This window comes from Curtobacterium sp. MCSS17_005 (genome assembly GCF_003234225.2).
Classification (GTDB): Bacteria; Actinomycetota; Actinomycetes; order Actinomycetales; family Microbacteriaceae; genus Curtobacterium; species Curtobacterium flaccumfaciens.
In genome coordinates this window covers 851,787-870,072 of the sequence record NZ_CP126258.1, presented here as the reverse complement: position 1 = coordinate 870,072, position 18,286 = coordinate 851,787, and the positions used below count along the sequence as shown (strand labels likewise).

General features: G+C 71.7%; 14 protein-coding genes and 1 tRNA gene. 4 read left to right on the top strand and 11 right to left on the bottom strand.

The genetic code is table 11. From position 1 onward, the window contains the following. Window positions 1-41 precede the first annotated feature (41 nt). Window positions 42-1,301 (bottom strand): AI-2E family transporter, encoded by a 1,260-nt coding sequence (locus DEJ20_RS04290; RefSeq protein ID WP_246521478.1) that lies wholly within the window; start codon window positions 1,299-1,301, stop codon window positions 42-44. A 93-nt stretch (window positions 1,302-1,394) separates the two neighbouring features. On the opposite strand from DEJ20_RS04290, the gene DEJ20_RS04285 reads away from it, so the two are divergent. After that, on the top strand, window positions 1,395-2,678 hold the full coding sequence (locus tag DEJ20_RS04285; protein ID WP_111235404.1) for a winged helix-turn-helix domain-containing protein: 1,284 nt from the start codon (window positions 1,395-1,397) through the stop codon (window positions 2,676-2,678). 4 nt (window positions 2,679-2,682) lie between these two features. Here the strand turns inward: DEJ20_RS04285 and DEJ20_RS04280 are convergent, their stop codons facing one another. Together DEJ20_RS04280 and DEJ20_RS04275 are read right to left on the bottom strand one after the other, a co-directional pair. After that, complete coding sequence (locus tag DEJ20_RS04280; protein ID WP_111235403.1) at window positions 2,683-3,585, bottom strand: M48 family metalloprotease; 903 nt, start codon at window positions 3,583-3,585, stop codon at window positions 2,683-2,685. A gap of 19 nt (window positions 3,586-3,604) precedes the next feature. Beyond that, window positions 3,605-4,186: a LemA family protein gene (locus tag DEJ20_RS04275; RefSeq protein WP_110895440.1), complete on the bottom strand. Its 582-nt coding sequence runs from the start codon at window positions 4,184-4,186 to the stop codon at window positions 3,605-3,607. A 218-nt stretch (window positions 4,187-4,404) separates the two neighbouring features. Between DEJ20_RS04275 and DEJ20_RS04270 the strand changes: the two genes are divergently transcribed. Further along, window positions 4,405-6,714 (top strand): Ig-like domain-containing protein, encoded by a 2,310-nt coding sequence (locus DEJ20_RS04270; protein WP_146245435.1) that lies wholly within the window; start codon window positions 4,405-4,407, stop codon window positions 6,712-6,714. A gap of 197 nt (window positions 6,715-6,911) precedes the next feature. Further along, window positions 6,912-8,603 (top strand): class I adenylate-forming enzyme family protein, encoded by a 1,692-nt coding sequence (locus DEJ20_RS04265; protein ID WP_111235498.1) that lies wholly within the window; start codon window positions 6,912-6,914, stop codon window positions 8,601-8,603. A 67-nt stretch (window positions 8,604-8,670) separates the two neighbouring features. Here DEJ20_RS04265 and DEJ20_RS04260 read toward each other — a convergent pair whose 3' ends face one another. The 8 genes from DEJ20_RS04260 to DEJ20_RS04225 form a co-directional block, all read right to left on the bottom strand. Further along, window positions 8,671-10,011: a threonine/serine exporter family protein gene (locus tag DEJ20_RS04260; RefSeq protein WP_111235401.1), complete on the bottom strand. Its 1,341-nt coding sequence runs from the start codon at window positions 10,009-10,011 to the stop codon at window positions 8,671-8,673. Window positions 10,012-10,064: 53 nt separating this feature from the next. Next, window positions 10,065-10,138: transfer RNA gene (locus tag DEJ20_RS04255), tRNA-Leu, on the bottom strand. A 71-nt stretch (window positions 10,139-10,209) separates the two neighbouring features. Beyond that, window positions 10,210-11,685 (bottom strand): NAD(P)/FAD-dependent oxidoreductase, encoded by a 1,476-nt coding sequence (locus DEJ20_RS04250; protein ID WP_111235400.1) that lies wholly within the window; start codon window positions 11,683-11,685, stop codon window positions 10,210-10,212. 40 nt (window positions 11,686-11,725) lie between these two features. Further along, the gene (locus DEJ20_RS04245; RefSeq protein ID WP_071406119.1) at window positions 11,726-12,274 is read right to left on the bottom strand and encodes a DUF501 domain-containing protein; all 549 of its coding nucleotides are present in this window, start codon (window positions 12,272-12,274) and stop codon (window positions 11,726-11,728) included. A gap of 76 nt (window positions 12,275-12,350) precedes the next feature. Further along, window positions 12,351-12,884 carry an FtsB family cell division protein gene (locus DEJ20_RS04240; protein WP_111235399.1) on the bottom strand — a complete coding sequence of 178 codons (534 nt, stop codon included), beginning with the start codon at window positions 12,882-12,884 and terminating at the stop codon, window positions 12,351-12,353. Between the two features lie 466 nt (window positions 12,885-13,350). Continuing rightward, window positions 13,351-14,634: a phosphopyruvate hydratase gene (gene eno, locus DEJ20_RS04235; RefSeq protein ID WP_027464494.1), complete on the bottom strand. Its 1,284-nt coding sequence runs from the start codon at window positions 14,632-14,634 to the stop codon at window positions 13,351-13,353. Window positions 14,635-14,757: 123 nt separating this feature from the next. Further along, window positions 14,758-16,002, bottom strand: coding sequence for a histidine--tRNA ligase (hisS, locus tag DEJ20_RS04230; RefSeq protein WP_111235398.1), 1,245 nt, complete (start codon window positions 16,000-16,002; stop codon window positions 14,758-14,760). 251 nt (window positions 16,003-16,253) lie between these two features. After that, window positions 16,254-16,949 (bottom strand): MazG family protein, encoded by a 696-nt coding sequence (locus tag DEJ20_RS04225; protein ID WP_111235397.1) that lies wholly within the window; start codon window positions 16,947-16,949, stop codon window positions 16,254-16,256. A 90-nt stretch (window positions 16,950-17,039) separates the two neighbouring features. Between DEJ20_RS04225 and nhaA the strand changes: the two genes are divergently transcribed. Beyond that, window positions 17,040-18,218: a Na+/H+ antiporter NhaA gene (gene nhaA / locus DEJ20_RS04220; protein WP_111235396.1), complete on the top strand. Its 1,179-nt coding sequence runs from the start codon at window positions 17,040-17,042 to the stop codon at window positions 18,216-18,218. Window positions 18,219-18,286: the final 68 nt, after the last annotated feature.

Below are 18,286 nucleotides of genomic sequence, written 5' to 3'. Positions count from 1 at the left end.
TCATCGTCGCTCCGGGCCCCCGCGGCGAACTCGTGTGACGCTCAGTTGGTGCTGGCGGTGCCTTCTTCGGCCGAGGGACCGGCGTCGACACCCGGGGCCGGGACGTCGTCGCCGACCTTGTGCCGACGGCGTCGGAGCAACTGGATCTGCCCGTGCTGCCCGCGCTTCGGCGTCGCTTCGAGGACGTGGTCCGAGTCGAGCCGTCGCCAGCGACCGCTCGCGATGGTGGTGACCATGGCGTTCAGCGTCGCGATCAGCGGCACGGCGAAGAAGGCTCCGGCGATGCCGGCGAGCCCGGAGGCCGCGGTGACGCCGAGGACGACCGCCAGCGGGTGGACCTTGACCGCGTTGCCCATCACGAGCGGCTGGAGGATGTGGCCCTCGATCTGCTGCACCAGCAGGACGACGCCGAGTACCAGGACCGCGGCGAGGGGACCGTTGAAGATCAGCGCGACGAACACCGCCAGGAAGCCCGTGACGATGGCGCCGACGACCGGGATGAAGGCGCCGAGGAACACGAACGCAGCGATCGGGATCACCAGCGGCATGCCGCCGAAGAAGAGCCCGACGATGAAGGACCCCAGGCCGATGCCGACCGCGTCGACGAAAGCGACGAAGATCTGCACGCGGATGAAGCTCGTCAGGGTGATCCAGCCGGCGACACCGGCGCCGTCCACCGCTGCGCGGGCCTTCTTCGGGAACAGCCGGACGGACCACCGCCAGACGTTCTTGCCGTCGATCAGCAGGAAGATCGTGGTGAACAGGATGATGAAGAGCGCCTCGAAGGCGTGCGTGGCACCCGAACCCGCGCTGGCGACCCCGGACAGGATCGACGCGGAGTTGTCCTGCAGCCACTTCGTGCCGTCGTCGAGCCAGCCGTTCACGTCCGATTGACTGATGCCGAACCCGGAGCTCAGGACGAAGTCCTTGATGTTCGCGTACTGGTCGACCGTCCGGTCACGCAGGGATGGGTAGGACGCGATGATCTGGTCGACGACGAGCCAGATCAGGCCACCGAGCGCCGCGATGCCGCCGAGCAGGCTCATCACGACGGCGAGCCACTTGGGCACGTGGTGCCGCTGCAGCCAGTTGGAGATCGGCACGAGGAGCGCCGAGACCACGATGCCGACCAGGAACGGGATGAGGATCTCGCTGAAGACCGTGACGAGCCAGATGAAGACGGCGATCACGCCCACGACGACGAGCGCCCGCCACGACCACGCACCGGCGATGCGCACGCCGACCGGGACGGATTCCTCGACCACGGGGTCGGGGTGTGTCTGCTTGCTTCCCCATGCCATGGGCCCGAGTGTAGCGATGTGCCTCCCGTCAGGTGCCAGATACGGCATACGTTCGTGGACCCTCATGTCGGCGGAGTTCGGTAGCGTCGCGGCATGCCCAGGTCGACGCTCTCCGCCGCCGAGGCCCGCCGGGTCGCACTCGCCGCGCAGGGGTTCGGGCGACCACCCGCCGAGCCCGTTTCGACCCGTGCGCTGAACGCGGCGTTCGGTCGGCTCGGCCTGCTGCAGATCGACTCCGTCAACGTGTTCGAACGCAGCCACTACCTGCCGCTCTTCGCCCGGCTCGGGGCGTACGACCGGTCGACACTCGACCGGCTGACGCTCGGACGCTCGGGTCCGTACACCGAGTACTGGGCGCACGAGGCGGCGTTCATCCCCCGCGACGACCTGCGACTGTTCCGGTGGCGGATGGACGCCCTGCGGGAACGTGACGCCGGCCCGACCAGGGTCGACGGCGTCACCCGGACCGCTGCCGTCCGGCGCGAACTGCACGCGCTGCTCCGAGCCGAGGGGCCGATGCGGGCGAGCGCGGTGGAGCACGAGTCGAACGTTCGACGCGGCCCCTGGTGGGGATGGAGCGACGTGAAGCTCGGGCTCGAGCAGATGTTCCGCTGGGGCGAGGCGGTGAGCGCCGGACGAGCCGGGTTCGAGCGGGTGTACGCCCTGCCGGAGCAGGTGCTGCCCGCAGGCTTCCTCGAGACCGCCCCGCCGCGTGCCGACGCCGTGCTCGAACTCGTCCGCCAGGCCACACGGGCGCTCGGCATCGGCACCCGGGCGGACATCGCGGACTACTACCGGCTGCGCTCCGACGACACGGCCACCGCGATCGCCGAGCTCACCGACGCCGGCGAGCTCCTGCCGGTGCGGGTCGAGGGCTGGGGCGAGCGGGCCTGGCTCCACGCGGGGGCTCGGGTCCCCCGGCAGCTGACGGCGGACGCGGTGCTGAGCCCCTTCGACCCGGTCGTCTGGTTCCGGCGGCGGGCCGAGCGGATGTACGGCTTCCACTACCGGATCGAGATCTACACACCGGCCCCGAAGCGGGTCTTCGGCTACTACGTGCTGCCGGTGCTGCAGGACGACCGGCTCGTCGGCCGGATCGACCTGAAGAGCGACCGGCAGCGCGGTGTGCTGCGCGTCCGGACCGCGTGGCAGGAGCCGGGCGAGCACCTGGACCCCGAGCGGCTCGCCGACACACTGCGACGGACCGCGAGCTGGCAGGGCCTCGGCGCGATCGAGGTGACCGACCGAGGAACCGCTGCTGCGGCCGTCGCCGGGGCGCTCGGAGTGCCCCTGGTGCCGCACGAGTCCGCTGACGACGCGGACACCCCCGAACCGGTCGAGACGGCCGACGACACCGCCGCCGACGGCACCGGCTGACCCGTCAGAACCGGTCGGCGTTCGCCCGCAGCCGCGCGATGCGGTCGGGCAGCGGCGGGTGCGTCGAGAACAGCCGGTCCATCACACCGGGGCGCATCGGGTCGGCGATCCACAGGTGCGCCATCGAGGAGTTCTGCGTCTGCATCGGTCGGCCGTACGCGCCGAGCTTCTCGAGGGCCCGGGCCAGGCCCTCCGGGTGCCGGGTCGTCATCGCCCCCGTCGCGTCGGCCAGGTACTCGCGCTGCCGGGACACCGCCGCCTGGACGCCGGCCGCCGCGATCGGGGCCACGATGACGGCGACGATCCCGGCGATGAGCAGCACCGGGTTGGCGCTGCCCCCGTTGTCCGAGTTGCGGTTCCGCCCGCCGGACAGACCGCTGAAGATCGAGATGCGGAGCAGGACGTCGGCGATGAGCCCGACGGCCACGACGAGTCCGAAGACCATCGTGGACATCCGGATGTCGTAGTTCCGGACGTGTCCGAGCTCGTGCGCCATCACGCCCTGCAGCTCCTGGTCGTCCATGAGCTCGAGCAGCCCCGTCGTCGCCGCCACCACCGCGTGCTCCGGGTCACGCCCGGTGGCGAAGGCGTTCGGCGAGGGGTCGGGGATGACGAACACCCGCGGCATCGGCATGCCGGTCGCGATGGCGAGGTTCTCGACGGTGCGCCACAGCCGTGGTTCGGAGACACGGTCGATCTCGACCCCGCCGGCGATCGCGGTGGCCTGCCGTGCAGCCAGGAAGTACTGCAGCACCGCGTACCCGAGGGCGACCGCGAGGACGATGAAGCCGATCGAGACGTTGCCGGCGAGGTACCCGCCGAGGAACCCGAGCGCGCCGATGATCAGCAGGAACACCAGGACGATGACCACGGTGTTGCGCTTGTTCCGCGCGATGGCGCTGTACACGTCGGATCCGACGCTGGGGTCAGAACTGCACGCGCGGCGGCTCGGCGATGGCCGCCGGCTCGTTCGTCTCGAAGAACGACGCCTCGGAGAAACCGCGGTTCTTCGCGAACGTGGAGTTCGGGAACACCCGGATCTTCGTGTTCAGCTCACGCACGCCACCGTTGTAGAACCGGCGGGCTGCCTGGATCTTGTCCTCGGTGTCGACGAGTTCGGACTGCAGCTGCAGGAAGTTCTGGCTCGACTGCAGCTGCGGGTACCCCTCGGCCACCGCGAACACGCTCTTGAGCGCCTTCTGCATGTGTCCCTCGGCCGTGGAGGCCGTGTCGGCGTCACCGGCGGACAGGGTCTCGGCGCGGGCCTTCGTCACGTCGTCGAAGACCGCCTTCTCGTGCGTGGCGTACCCCTTGACCGTGTCCACGATGGTGGGGATGAGGTCGGCGCGGCGCTTCAGCTGCACCGAGATGTCGCTCCAGGCCTCGTCGACCCGGACCTTGAGCGTGACGAGGGAGTTGTACGTCACCCAGAGGTAGATCCCGATGATCACCAGGACGACCACCACCACTCCGACGACGATGAGCGTCGTGACGAGTCCGGTGTCCATGCGGGCGTACTCCTTTGCGCGTCGGGATCCGCGGTGCTGCGTTGGCCTGAACGGCCATCGTGAAGTCTATCGACGCGCTGAGCATGCTCTGTTCCGTGAGCAGTGTTCACGGCCGATTCCCGAGTCACGCACACCGGGCTCCCGGACTGCGGCCCGATCCCGAACCTCATCCGCGAGGTGTATTGACCGGACGCCGCAGATCCCGTGGGATGGGTCCGGTGAACACGAGCGGGGAGAGCGTGGACGAGGGGGCTGTCGGGGGTGACAGTCCTCGTCGTCGTCCCCGCTTCGCCCTGCTCGCAGCGGCGACCACGGTCCTCGTCGCCGCCCTCCTCGGCGCCGCGACAGCCCCCGCCGTCGCGGTCGCCGCCACTCCCACTGCCACGCCCGAGCCGAGCGAGATCGCTCCGCCGAGCCCCGGCCGACCGGGCGCCCCGACGCCCACCCCCACGCGTCCGGCCGTTCGGCCCACCATCGCCGACCCGGGTGACATCACGACGGGGACGACGCGCTTCCACGGCACCGGCACCCCCGGGCACGCCGTCCGGGTGACCGGCCCGGCCGCGACGGGTTCGTCCGGGTGCACGACCCGGGTGGACCCGAACGGGTCCTGGGCCTGCCTCGGCGCCGTCCGGTCCGGTCCACAACAGGTCTTCACGGTGCGCGACCTCGTCGCCGCACTGCCCGTCGCGAGTGCACCGGCCTCGGACGTCATCGTCCCGCCGACGCTGGCGGCCGCCGGTCCCACCGGCAGAACGGTGTCCGGCACGGGGTACCCCGGATCGACGGTGATGCTGTCGGTCTCCGGCTCCTCGGCCCAGCAGACCGCCCGGGTGGGTGCGGACGGCCGGTGGGTGGCCGCCCTCGGGTCGCTCGCCGACGGTCGGTTCACCGTCACCGCGTCGCAGACCGCCAGCACGGCGCGCGGCTACCGGTCGGACCTGCGGAGCGCGGCGTCGGCTCCCGTGACGGTCACGGTCGACCGCACGGCGCCGGCCGCCCCGCGCATCACGACACCGGACGACGGCCAGCGCATCGGCACCCGGTCGACGACGGTGGCCGGGACCGGTGAACCCGGCGCCCGCGTGACCGTGTACGTCGACCGTGCGCCGGTGTGCGGCGTGGTGGTGGGGTCGGACGCCTCGTGGTCGTGCTCCACCGCGGGGTCGACGTTGCGCGCCGGCGGGCACGAGCTCACCGCGACGCAGCACGACGTCGCGGGCAACTACTCCCGGTCGTCGGCCGCCGTCCGGGTCACGGTGTGGTCCACCACCACGGCCCCGACCGCCACACCGACGCCGGGCGCCACGGACACCCCGGGGACGCCGGGCACGTCGACGCCGGGGTCCGGCGCGCCGACGGGCGCCCCCGGCGCGACCGGCCACGGCGGAACCGGCACCGGCACGAACGCCGCCGGTCACGGGGGCGACGGCGGCAACGGCAACGAAGACGGCGGCGCAGCAGGCACCGGCAACGGCCCCAGCGACGGCACCGGCAGCACCCCGGCCGGCGTCGGGAGCGCCGGAGGCCACCCCGACTGGTCCGGACCCGCGGGCGACTGGACCGCGGCGACCACCTACGACCGGACCGTCCCGACCATCCAGGCCGCGTTCTCGTGGCGGACCGTCCTGGTCGCCACCGCCGTCGCCGCCGGGTTCCTCCTGCTCATCGCCGCGCCGCTCGCCCTCGTGGCCGCGGTCACCCGCGGCCGCCTCCGCTCGCCGTTCGCCGGGCTGCTCGGACGCAACCGCTCGCGGTCGGACCGCGCCCGCGGCGACGACGTCCTGCCGACCTGGGCGTCCATCGCCATCGCGGTGTCCGTCGCGGCACTGTGCACCCTGCTCGGGGTCGGCGTCGAGCTCGAGGCCCGCTACGCCCGTCTGGCGATCGCCGTCCTCGCCGGGACCGGCGTCCTGACCGCCGCCGTCGTGTTCGCCACGCGGTGGGCAGCCGGCAGCGACCACCGCACCGTCGGATTCCGGGTGTCGCCGTGGCTCGTGCTCGCAGCCCTCGTGGCGTGCGGCGTCACCCGCGCGGCGGACCTGTCCCCCGCACTCATCGTCGGGGTCGTCCTCGTGCCGTCCGTCCGCCCCGGACTGGGGACCGGCCCACTCCGCCTCGGTACCGGGATCGCCGCGAGCCCCCGGGGTGCGACCTGGCGGGTGCTGGCGCTGCTCGGACTCGCCGCGGCCGGCTGGGTGCTGCACAGCGTGCTCGCGGGCAGCGGCTTCTGGGTGTCGCTCGGGTCGGAGTTCGCCATCACGCTGTGCGTCGGCGGCCTCGGTGCCGTGGTCGCGACCCTGCTGCCCGTCGCGGGGTCTGCCGGCAGCGCGCTGCTCGCCGCCTCCCACGGTCGGTACGTCGCGCTCGCGGTGGTCGCCGTGGCGCTGACCACGGCGGTCTACTCGGGGACGACCGGCACGCACGCCGCACCGGCCCTGCTCGTCGGGATCGCCGCGGCCTGCGTTGCGGCCGCGATCGCGGCACTGGTCTGGCTGCGCACCGAGCGGCGCGCGGCCCGCGTCTGAGCCAAGCCGGGCCTCCAGAGCGGTGCACCGCACCACCCGTCGGACAGAAGACGCACATGCGGGCCGGTTCGCGGACAGCGGGCTAGTGTGACGATCGGACGACCACGCCGCGCCGGACCAGCGGTGCAGCGACGCCTCGTGACCGGTGCCCGCGCAGGACAGTCGGTGTGCACCGCACGACCGCGGCAGGAGCGATGATGACCGACACCCGACCCGACACCCACCCCGACACGGACACCCGGTCCGACTACGACGCTACGCGCTTCCGCGAGGTGTTCGAGGGCAGCTTCACCTACGCGAACGGCTTCGCCCGCAACACCCACCGCTTCGCCGGCCGACCCGCGCTGCGCGAGCCGGAGACGGACCGCTCGTGGACCTACGCCGAGCTCGGCGACACCGTCGACCGGATCGCCGGGTGGCTCGTCCGGCACGGTGGCGGACGGGGTTCCGTCGTGATGGTCGAGCTGTTCAACACACCCGAGTTCGCGATGCTCTACCTGGCCTGCCACCGCATCGGCGCCGTGTTCTCGCCGACGAACTTCCGGCTCGCCCCCGACGAGGTCGCGTTCATCATCGAGGACTCCGCACCCGCCGTCCTGGTGCACGACACCGAGCGGACGAGTGCGATCGCCGCCGCGATCGAGTCCTCGCCGCACCGGCCGGACCACGTCGTCCCGGTCGGCGGCGACCACGACCGGTTCGCCGAGCTGCTCGCGTCCGATCCCGTCTCCCCCGAGGAACTCGCGGCGATCGGCCCGCGCAGCACCTACGACGAGTCCACCCGGCTCTACACCTCGGGCACCACCGGTCGGCCGAAGCCCGTCCCGCTGCCGAGCCTGGTCGAGGTGCTCAGCGCGCACGACGTGGTCATGCACTTCCCGCTCAGTCCGTTCGACAAGACGCTCAACATGTCACCGCTGTTCCACCGTGGCGGCCTGTACTCCGGCGGCCCGAACCCGGTGTTCTACGTCGGCGCGGAACTCACGACGCTGCGGCACTTCGACGCCGACCGGGTGCTCGACCTGGTCGAGTCCGAGCGCCTGACGTTCCTGATCGGGGCTCCGCCGAACCTGGTGCAGCTCGCCGACGCGCAGGAACGCCGGGCGCGGGACCTGTCGAGCCTCAACGGCATCGTCACGATGGGCGCACCGCTCGACCGAGCCGCGGCACTGCGGTACCAGGAGCTGCTGTCGCCGCGGATCTTCAACGGGTACGGCACCACCGAGACCTTCTGGAACACGTTCCTGCGCCCCGAGGACTTCCCGGACGGCGCCGGTTCCGCCGGTCGCGCATCGACCGACGACGACGTCGCCGTCGTCCGCGTGCACGAGGACCGTCTGGCCGACCCCACCGACACGGTGGCGAAGGACGGCACCGAGATCGGTGAGTTCGCCGTCCGCACCGTGAAGTCCGGCTACTCGTACCGGAACCCCGGGCTCGAGGCCGAGAAGTTCGCGAACGGCTGGTTCTACCCGGGCGACCTCGCCACGTGGGACGAGCACGAGCGGGTCACGATCGTGGGCCGCAAGGACGACATGGTCATCTCCGGCGGCGAGAACGTGCACCCCGTCCAGGTCGAGGCGGTGCTGCAGGAGCACCCCGGGGTCGCCGACTCCATCGTGGTGGGCGTGCCGGACCCGCGGTGGGGCGAGGTCGTCACGGCGTACGTCGTCCGTGCCGGCGACCGGCTGCCGACCGACGACGCCGAGGCAGCGGCCGTGCTCGAGGAGTGGACCGGCTCCCACCCGGGCCTCGCCCGGTACAAGCGCCCGCGGCGGTACCGCTTCGTCACGGACCTCCCCTACAACGCCACCGGCAAGAAGGTGCACTACCTGGCGAAGGACACGGCCGCGGCGGACCAGGCAGCCGGCCGGCTGATCGAGCCGTAGCGGGCCCGGTACCCGGCCGGTGACGGCCTGGAGGCCCGTGGCGGCGCCGCCACGGGCCTCCCGTCCGTCAGCTGGTCGCGTCCACCGCGCGCCGGGGCGCGTTGCGCGCGAAGAGGCCGGGCAGGAGCCCGCCGATCTTCGTCCCGATGCACAGGCTGACGAAGGTCGCGAGCGGAGTGGCGAGCGCCTCCGGATCGAAGGTGGCCACCGCCACCAGCCCGACCGTCCCCGGCACGAGCAGCAGGAACGCCGGGAAGAACGACACCGTCGCCGGGATCGCCGGCACGAGACGCTCGAGCAACCGGGTCGTGACGAACAGCAGCGCCGCTGCGGCACCGGTCGCGACGACGCTGCCCCAGAGCGGCGTCGTCGTGCTCACCACGGCGTACGCGGTGACCATGACCGCCACCGACACGAGCGTCAGGCGCCACCCGGACCGGAACACCAGACCGAGCCCGACCGCGAGCACCACGACGGCCACCCACGACACCCAGTACGCCGGCACGGACTCCCAGCCGGCCAGGTCCGTGCCGACCCCCGCGACCTCGCCGACGAGCGCGGCCGACGACGGGTCGACGTGCAACCCGGTCAGGGCGCTGCCGGACGCGATGCCGGCGGCCATGAAGCCGAGCATGATGAGCCCCTGCACCAGTCGCGACGACCCGGTGACGATGTCCGCGGCGGTGAGTTCGAGCAACGCGTTGGTGATGAGCGCGCCCGGGACGAACACCGCCACCGGGGCGCAGACCGCGAAGAGCGGGACCTGCTCGAACCCGGTGCCCGCGGCGACCAGGCCGACGATCGCCGTCGACACGAACGCGGCCAGGAACGGGATGATCGCCACGGCTTCGCGGAAGCGCCGGAGGACCAGTCCGATCACGCCGACCAGACCACCGACGACGAGCGCCAGGACGATCGCCCACCAGGGGCAGCGGAAGACGACGGCCAGGCCGGCCGAGGTCAGGGCGTTGCCGAGGATCCACGGCAGGGCGGGCGGCGGGACGGTGCCGGCGCGGATGGCCCGGACGCGGGCGGGGATCTCGGCGAGGGCGATGGAGCCGCTCTCGAGCCCGAGCACGACGCGGTTGGCCCGGGCGGCCTGGCGGGAGGACAGTTCGACGCCCTCGGCGTTGACGATGGTGGCGGCGCCCGTCGAGACCTCGCTCACCATCACCAGGGCGGGCAGGACGCCGATCGCGAGCGTCGGTCCGACCCCGGCGGCGTCCCGGGCCTTCTCGAGCGCCGACCGGACGTCGGTGACGGAGCTGCCGGCGTCCAGGAGCAGGGCTCCGAGGGTGCCGAGGAGCATGCCGACCGGGACGCTCTCGCCGTCGACGACCTCGACGTGGGCCTCCGGTCGGCGGAGGGCGTTCTGCAGGTTGGCGAGTGCGCTTCCGAGTCCGACCACGATCGTCGATGCTACTGGGCGTGCGGGGTGCGCGGGTCGCGTGCGGTGTTCGGTACCCCCGGTGGGACTCGAACCCACAACTCGGCGATTTTAAGTCGCATGCCTCTACCGATTGGGCCACGGGGGCGGGCCGCAACAGCCTACCGATGCACGAAGGCGGCCACCCTTCGCAGGTGACCGCCTTCGTGACGAGTGGTGCTACTTGGCGTCGGCCGGGGCCGTCACCGGCTCAGGGGCGTTGGAGACGTCCTTCGCGGGCTCGCCGTAGACGGGGCCGGCGGCACCGGCGACCTTGCCCTCTTCCGGAGCCGGGGCTGCGGCGGGCGCGGCCGGGGCCTCGGCAGCGGGCTTCGGACGGGACGCGAACGCCTCGAACGCGGCACGCGGGGTCTCGCGGTCGTCGAGCGACACGATGTCGCGGCCCAGGAAGAAGCCACCGACCCAGTCGCCGATGACGCGCCACTTGCGCTCCCACGACGGCATGGCCAGGCCGTGGTAGCCGCGGTGGGCACCCCAGGCCAGGAAGCCCTTCATGGCGAACTTGCCGGACTGGAACACACCGGTGCCCAGGCCGAGGCCTGCGACGGCACCGAGGTTCTCGTGCTTGTAGTCGGTCGTCGCCTCGCCACGGATGGTCGCGACGACGTTCTTCGCGAGCTGCTTGGCCTGGCGCACGGCGTGCTGGGCGTTCGGCACGCAGAACCCGCCGACACCGCCACCGGTCAGGTCCGGCACGGCTGCGACGTCGCCGCAGGCCCATGCGTCGGCGATCACGCCGTTGTCGTCGACCACGCGCAGGTCGGGCTGCACGCGGATGCGGCCACGCTGCTCGAGCGGGAAGTCGGTGCCCTTGACCATCGGGTTCGCCATGACACCGGCGGTCCAGATGATGAGGTCGGACGGGATGGTCTCGATCGCGCCGTCGCTCGTCTTGAGCTCGCAGACGCCACCCACGGCCGAGGCCAGCTGGGTCTCGAGGTGCACGGTCGCGCCACGCTCCGCGAGGTTCTTGAGCACCCAGTGCGACGTCTCGAGCGAGACCTCGGGCATGATGCGGCCCATCGCCTCGACCAGGTGGAAGTGCGTGTCGTCGAAGGACAGCTGCGGGTGGCTCTTCAGCAGGTCGGTGACGAAGGAGCGGAGCTCGGCGAACACCTCGATGCCGGCGAAGCCACCACCGACGACGACGACGGTGAGCAGGCGGTCGCGCTCGGGACCGGCCGGCAGGTTCGCCGCCTTGTGGAAGTTGCTGAGGATGCGGTCACGGATCGACGCGGCTTCCTCGATGGTCTTCAGGCCGATGGCCTCGTCCGCGACACCCGGGATCGGGAACGTGCGGGACACCGCGCCGGCGGTCATGACGATCTGGTCGTAGGACTCCTCCCACGCCTCGCCCTCGGCCGGGGTGATCGTCGCCGTCTTGGTGGCGTGGTCGACCTTGGTGACCTTCGCCGTGACGACGCGGGTCTTCTTTAGGTGACGACGGTGCGCGACGACCGCGTGACGCGGCTCGATGGAACCGGCGGCGACCTCGGGCAGGAACGGCTGGTACGTCATGTACGGCAGCGGGTCCACCATGACGACCTCGGCTTCGCCCTGGCGAAGGTGCTTCTCGAGCTTCCATGCGGTGTAGAAACCGGCGTAACCGCCGCCGACGACGAGGATCTTGGGCACGGGGGATGATCTCCTTGGATGGGGGTGTGCGGGAGTCGAGTCAGACTTCGCCGCCACCCGCCCCGACTCCAGCGTCTGCACCGTCATCATACGCCCGGCACTCACACCGGGAGGGCGACCAGTCCGCGCGCTCGAGCGCGAGGTCGCCGATGGGGTTGACGCCGGGTCCGGCGGCGAGGGCGTGGCCGACGAGGGCGTGCAGGCACTTCACGCGGGTGGGCATGCCACCGGCGCTGATGCCGTCGATCTCGTCGACGTGTTCGATCGACTCGCGATCGGCCAGGTAGGACTCGTGGGCCGCGCGGTACTGCGCGGCGACTTCGGGGTCCTCGAGCAGGGCTGCCAGCTCGGGCATCACCTGGTTGGCCTCGAGGGTGCTGACCGCAGCGGTGGCCGCGGGGTGGCACAGGTAGTAGAACGTCGGGAACGGGGTGCCGTTCGACAGCCGGGGCTTCGTGGAGACGACGGTGGGGTTGCCACAGACGCAGCGTGCCGCGATCCCGATGACGTCACGTGCCGGTCGGCCGAGCTGCGCCGACACGACCTGGACGTCGCGGTCGGAGGGCGGGTCGAAGGGAGGGGTCGTCACGGGAACGTGAGCCTACCGGAGAAGCGGAACCCCTCGCACCGTCGGGCCGGACGGCTCCGCGCCTCGCGGTCCGGGACTACTTGCTCTCGCCCGTCCCGGAGACGTCGGGGGCGACGAGGTCGGCGGCACGCTCGTCGGTGAGCCCGGACTGCAGCACCGACGAGAGCATCGCCTGCACCCAGTCGACCTTTGGCGTCTGCACCTTCGCGCTCACGGGGGTGCCGGAGTCCGTGGTCGGGGTCTTCTCGGCCCGCTTGTCCTCGGTGCCCATCACGAGGTAGCTCTCCTCGCCCGGGTACACGTAGAGCAGCCGGTCACGGGCTTGCGCCTCGATGTACGCCGGGTCGTCCCAGCGTGCGACGTCCTGCTTCTTCTGCGCGACGTCGGCCTTCTGGCTCGCGACCTCCTGCTGCTGCTGGGCGATCTGCTCCTGCTGCTGGATGAGCGTCCGGAGCGACGGCGCGAGCACCACCACGAAGAGCACGATGATCGCGAGCATGAGCAGGCTGAACCCGGAGAAGTGGATCGAGCGGTACCAGGGCTGCGCGGGCGTGCTGCCGTCGGGCATCGCCACGGGGACGCGGCGGACGCGGGGCTTCTGGCTGGGCACGGTCCGACGATAACCCGGCACGGTCGGTCGGGCCGCCCGGCACGCGGCCGTTCGGCGCCCTCCCAGCGTCTCGCGTCCCACGGTGCTGCCCAGCAGAAGACGCCGTCGTCTCCTCGAGACGCCTCCGGATTCGGCGGCGTCTCACGGACTTCGCGGCGTCAGGCTGACACGACGGCGTCACGCCGACGGCGGGCGGGTGCGGGTCCGATCGAGGCAGCCGGGAGGCACGGCTCGGGCCCGTCCGTCCACCCCGCACCCGGAGTGGTCACCACACACCGCCCGGCGCACGTCCGGTGGTCACGTCCTGTCGGCCAGGCCCGGGCCAACCGACGACTCGTGACCACTCGACGCAGCGCGCGCGGCACGTCCTGACCGCTCGGCACTTCGGGGCCGCACACACGACGAGACGCCGCCCCTTTGGAGGAGGACGGCGTCTCGGTGGTGCGGGTACTGCTGGCCGAGCTGGTTACAGCGACGCGGCGCGCGGGAAGGCCGAGCGACCGGCGTACACCGCGGCGTCGCCGAGCTCTTCCTCGATGCGGAGCAGCTGGTTGTACTTCGCGACGCGGTCCGAGCGGGCCGGGGCGCCGGTCTTGATCTGACCACCGTCGACCGCGACCGCGATGTCCGCGATCGTGGTGTCCTCGGTCTCGCCGGAGCGGTGCGACAGGATCGAGGTCAGGCCGTGACGGTGCGCGAGCGAGACCGCGTCGAGCGTCTCGGTGAGCGTGCCGATCTGGTTGACCTTGACGAGGATCGAGTTCGCGGCCTTCTCGTCGATGCCCCGCTGCAGACGCTTCGGGTTGGTGACGAACAGGTCGTCGCCGACGATCTGGACCTTGTCGCCGAGCTCGGCGGTCAGGTGCGACCAGCCTTCCCAGTCGTCCTCGGCCAGCGGGTCCTCGATGGTGACGAGGGGGTAGTTCGCGACGAGCTCGGCGAAGTAGGAGGTGAACTCCTGGCTCGAGAGCTGCTTGCCCTCGAACTGGTACTTGCCGTCCGAGAAGAACTCGGTGGACGCGACGTCGAGGCCGACGGCGATGTCCTTGCCGGGCGTGTAGCCGGCCTTCTCGATCGCGGTGAGCAGGAAGTCGAGCGCCGCGCGGTTCGACGCGAGCTCCGGCGCGAAGCCGCCCTCGTCGCCGAGGCCGGTGGCCAGGCCCTGCTTCTTCAGCTCGCCCTTGAGGGCGTGGTAGGTCTCGACGCCCCAGCGGAGTGCCTCGGAGAAGGACTCGGCGCCGTAGGGCACCAGGAAGAACTCCTGGATGTCGACGTTGGTGTCCGCGTGGGCACCACCGTTGACGACGTTCATCAGCGGGACGGGCAGCGTGTGCGCGTTCGGGCCGCCGAGGTAGCGGAAGAGCGGCAGGTCGACCGAGTCGGCTGCGGCACGGGCCACGGCGAGCGAGGCACCGAGGATCGCGTTCGCGCCGAGGCGGGACTTGTTCTCGGTGCCGTCGAGCTCGATGAGCGCGGCGTCGACGAGGCGCTGATCGGTGGCGTCGAAGCCCTCGAGCGCCGGGCCGATCTCGTCGAGGACGGCGTCGACGGCCTTGAGCACGCCCTTGCCGCCGTAGCGCGAGGCATCGCCGTCGCGCAGCTCGTACGCCTCGAACGCGCCGGTGGATGCACCGGACGGGACGAGCGCGCGGGACACGACGCCGTCGTCGAGGAGGACCTCGACCTCGACCGTCGGGTTGCCTCGGGAATCGAGGACTTCGCGTGCGCCTACGGCATCGATCAGGGCCACGGGGTACTCCCTACACATTGGTTGTGGTGATTGCGGTGTCGATCCTAGCGAGCGGAGGTGAACACGACGTCGGCCGTGACGCCCCGCTGTGGACGAGTCCGTGCTGGAACGAGGACTGGGTGCTCAGTCGAGCGGGCGGAACTCGACGCCCTCGAGCGACGCGGTGTCCGCCGAGACGGTCGCGAACGCCGTGAAGCCCTGGGCGGCGAGGCCGGCGAGCAGGTTCTTGGTGTTCTTCGTGCGGCGCTCGAGCCGGACGCGTCGGTGGGACGCCAGCGCCTCGGTCTTCAGCGCGGCGAGCCGGACCGGGTCGACGTCCTTGTCGTACACGAGCACGACGGCGTCGGCCTCGGCGGACTCCGGGAGGGTCACGAGGTCGACGAGCCGCTCGAACCCGAGCGAGAACCCGACCGCGGGGACGTCCTGCCCGAGGAACCGGCCGATCATGCCGTCGTACCGGCCGCCGCCACCGAGGCTGTAGCCGAAGTCGGGGTGCGCGACCTCGAAGATCGTGCCCGTGTAGTACCCCATGCCGCGCACGAGCGTCGGGTCGAAGCGCAGGTCCACCCCGGGCAGCGCCTCGCGCAGGCGGAGCAGGTCGGCGAAGGCCGCGGCGTCGAGCCACGGCGCCCCCTCGACCGACGTCCAGTCGGCGGCCTCGAGCGCACGGATGGTGTCCTCGAGCCCGGGCAGGTCGGCGCCCACGGTGCTGCGGAGTTCCGCCGCGACGCCGTCCGCACCGATCTTGTCGAGCTTGTCGATCGTGATGAGCGCGCGGTCCGCGGCGGCCGACTCGGTGATCCCCCACGACGCGAGGAGCGCGAGCAGGATCCGGCGGTCGTTGATCCGGATCGTCGTGCCGCGGACCCCGAGGGCGTCGAGGGCCGCGGTCGTCGCGCGGATGAGCTCGATCTCGGCGAGCTGCCCGGGCTCCCCCAGGATGTCGATGTCGCACTGCACGAACTGGCGGTAGCGGCCCTTCTGCGGGCGCTCGGCACGCCAGACCGGCGCGATCTGCACGGACCGGAACACCGACGGCAGCTCCGCACGGTGCGAGGCGTAGAACCGGGCCAGCGGGACCGTCAGGTCGAACCGGAGACCGAGGTCGGCGAGGTCCAGCGGCGCTTCGGCAGCCTGCAGGTCCTCGGTGGTCAGCCCGCGCTTCATCACCGCGAACGCCAGCTTCTCGTTGTCGCCGCCGAGCCCGGAGTGCAGCCGCGCAGCGTCCTCCACCACCGGGGTCTCGATCTCGTCGAAACCGTGCCGCGAGTAGACGTCCCGCACGACACCGAGCACGTGCTCGCGCCGGGCCTTGTCCGCCGGGAGGAAGTCACGCATGCCACGGGGTGCCGTCACGGTCGTTGCCATGGGGTCAATTCTGGCAGACGGGCGTCTCCGGCTTGCGCGCCTGCCGACCCACTCGCATACTGCATGCAGAACCTCGGTCCGGATCGTGCCTGATCCACGCTCCGGACCGATTCGCGGGGCGACGTGCTGCAGTGCGTCCCGCGGTTCGAGCGGGCTTCCCTGTCGGCCCCTCTCCCTGGTGGAGCCGACGCCCGCTCACGGGCGCCCTCTCTTTTTCGGGTTGGGAGGGCGCCCGTTCTCCCGACCGGGGATCACTCCACAGCCCGACCGGCCTCCTCCAACGCCGCCACCGCGGCCCGCAGACTCGCGACCGGGTCCACCCCGCGTCCTGCCGCAGCCGCGACCTCCCCGAGTACCGCGCGCCCCCACTCGGCGTCAACCGTCGCCACCCCGTCGTCCGCAGCGGGCGCGGCGGACGCACCACGGGCCTCCAGGCCGACGCCGGAACCGGCCCCGACGACGGACGCGACGACCGCGTCGGCGTCCCCACGTTCCTCCAGGCGTTCCAGCAGCTTCACCGCACGCTCCAGCGGCGGCATCGCCCGCGGCACCCCGTCGAACGCACTCCGCCGGCTCGCCTTCTCGGCCGCCTTGGCCGCACGCCAGACCCGCACGACGTCCTCGACGGTGTCCGCCGTCTCGTCGCCGAACACGTGCGGGTGCCGCCTGGTCATCTTGTCCCGGACCCCGGCGGCGACGTCCTCGAAGGTGAAGTCCCCCGCCCGGGCGGCGAGCCCCGCGTGCAGGACCACCTGGTAGAGCAGGTCGCCGAGTTCCTCGCGGACGTCGTCGGGGTCGCCGTCGTCGATGGCGTCGACGAGTTCGTACGACTCCTCGACGGCGTAGCGCGCGAGCGAGGCGTGGGTCTGCGCCCGGTTCCAGACGCACCCGCCGTCCTCGGCGAGCAGGCGGTCGACGACGGTCACGAGGTCCGGTACGGCGGTCATCAGGTCATCGTGCCACCCGCGTAGACTGGCGGTGGTGTGTCGGGAAGTCTGGTCGACGGACACTCACCCGACCCCTCGAGACGGAGATCCATGTCGTCCCTCGTCCGCTCCCCCCGCTTCAGCGCCATCGCGCTCCTCACCGCCGCCGTGCTCGGCCTGGTCGTGGCGAACTCCCCGATCGGCCCCGGCCTCGAACGGCTGCTCGACGCGCACCTGCCGCTCGGTGCCCTCGGCCTCGACCTGTCGATCGCGCACTGGATCAGCGACGGTCTGCTCGCGGTGTTCTTCCTGCTCGTCGCGATCGAGCTGAAGCAGGAACTCGTCGACGGCGAGCTGTCGAACCCCAAGACCGCGATCATCCCCGCCATCGCCGCGGTCGGCGGCGTGCTCGTCCCGGCCGGCATCTTCCTGCTCGTCACCGCGGGCACGCAGTACACGCACGGTTGGCCGATCCCGACGGCGACGGACATCGCGTTCGCGCTCGGGGTGCTCGCCATGTTCGGTCGCGGGCTGCCGAGCGGCATCCGGGTGTTCCTGCTCGCGCTGGCCGTGCTCGACGACCTCATCGCGATCATCATCATCGCCGTGGTGTTCGCGCACGACACCGACTTCCTGGCCCTCGCGGGCGCTGTCGTCACCCTCGCGGTGTTCTGGCTGCTCGGCCGGATGCTCCGTCCGGGGCGCAGCGGGCAGACGTTCATCATCGTGGCGATGGTCGTCGTCGGGCTCCTGACCTGGTGGCTCGTCTACCACGCCGGTGTGCACGCCACGATCGCGGGCGTCGCGCTCGGGCTCGTGCTGCCCCGTCGTCCGGGCCACACCCTGCACGAGAACGTCGAGCCGTGGTCGAACGCCATCGTGCTGCCGGTGTTCGCGTTCGCGTCGGCCGCCGTCATCATCCCCTCGGTCGGCATCAGCGAGCTCTCCCCCACGTTCTGGGCGGTCGTCCTCGCGCTGCCGGTCGGCAAGGTCATCGGCATCACGCTGTTCGGCACGATCGCCACGCGGATCTTCCGCTCGCCCGGCCGCTCGTCGCTGTCGTTCTTCTCGATCATCACCGTCGGCGTGCTCGGCGGCATCGGGTTCACGGTGTCGCTGCTCATGAACGAGCTGGCGTTCGCCCGCAACGAGGAGATCCTCGACGAGGGCGTCCTCGCCGTGCTCGTCGGCTCGGGCATCGCCATCGTCGCGTCGGCGGTCGTCGTCACCCTGCGGGCGCGGGCGTACCGCGCGCGCCGCGAGCTGTCCGAGGCCGAGGACACCGAGTAGCGGGTCGCGGGTCGCGGTTCGCACCCGTTCCACGACAGGCCACGCGTCGTTCGACGCATGGATCGTCG

Bases quoted from the DNA above. Each gene is read 5' to 3' on its own strand.
- hisS (WP_111235398.1), bottom strand. From the start codon at position 16,002: ATGGCAACGACCGTGACGGCACCCCGTGGCATGCGTGACTTCCTCCCG.
- nhaA (WP_111235396.1), top strand. From the start codon at position 17,040: ATGTCGTCCCTCGTCCGCTCCCCCCGCTTCAGCGCCATCGCGCTCCTC.
- DEJ20_RS04225 (WP_111235397.1), bottom strand. From the start codon at position 16,949: ATGACCGCCGTACCGGACCTCGTGACCGTCGTCGACCGCCTGCTCGCC.
- DEJ20_RS04285 (WP_111235404.1), top strand. From the start codon at position 1,395: ATGCCCAGGTCGACGCTCTCCGCCGCCGAGGCCCGCCGGGTCGCACTC.
- DEJ20_RS04265 (WP_111235498.1), top strand. From the start codon at position 6,912: ATGACCGACACCCGACCCGACACCCACCCCGACACGGACACCCGGTCC.
- DEJ20_RS04275 (WP_110895440.1), bottom strand. From the start codon at position 4,186: ATGGACACCGGACTCGTCACGACGCTCATCGTCGTCGGAGTGGTGGTG.
- DEJ20_RS04290 (WP_246521478.1), bottom strand. From the start codon at position 1,301: ATGGCATGGGGAAGCAAGCAGACACACCCCGACCCCGTGGTCGAGGAA.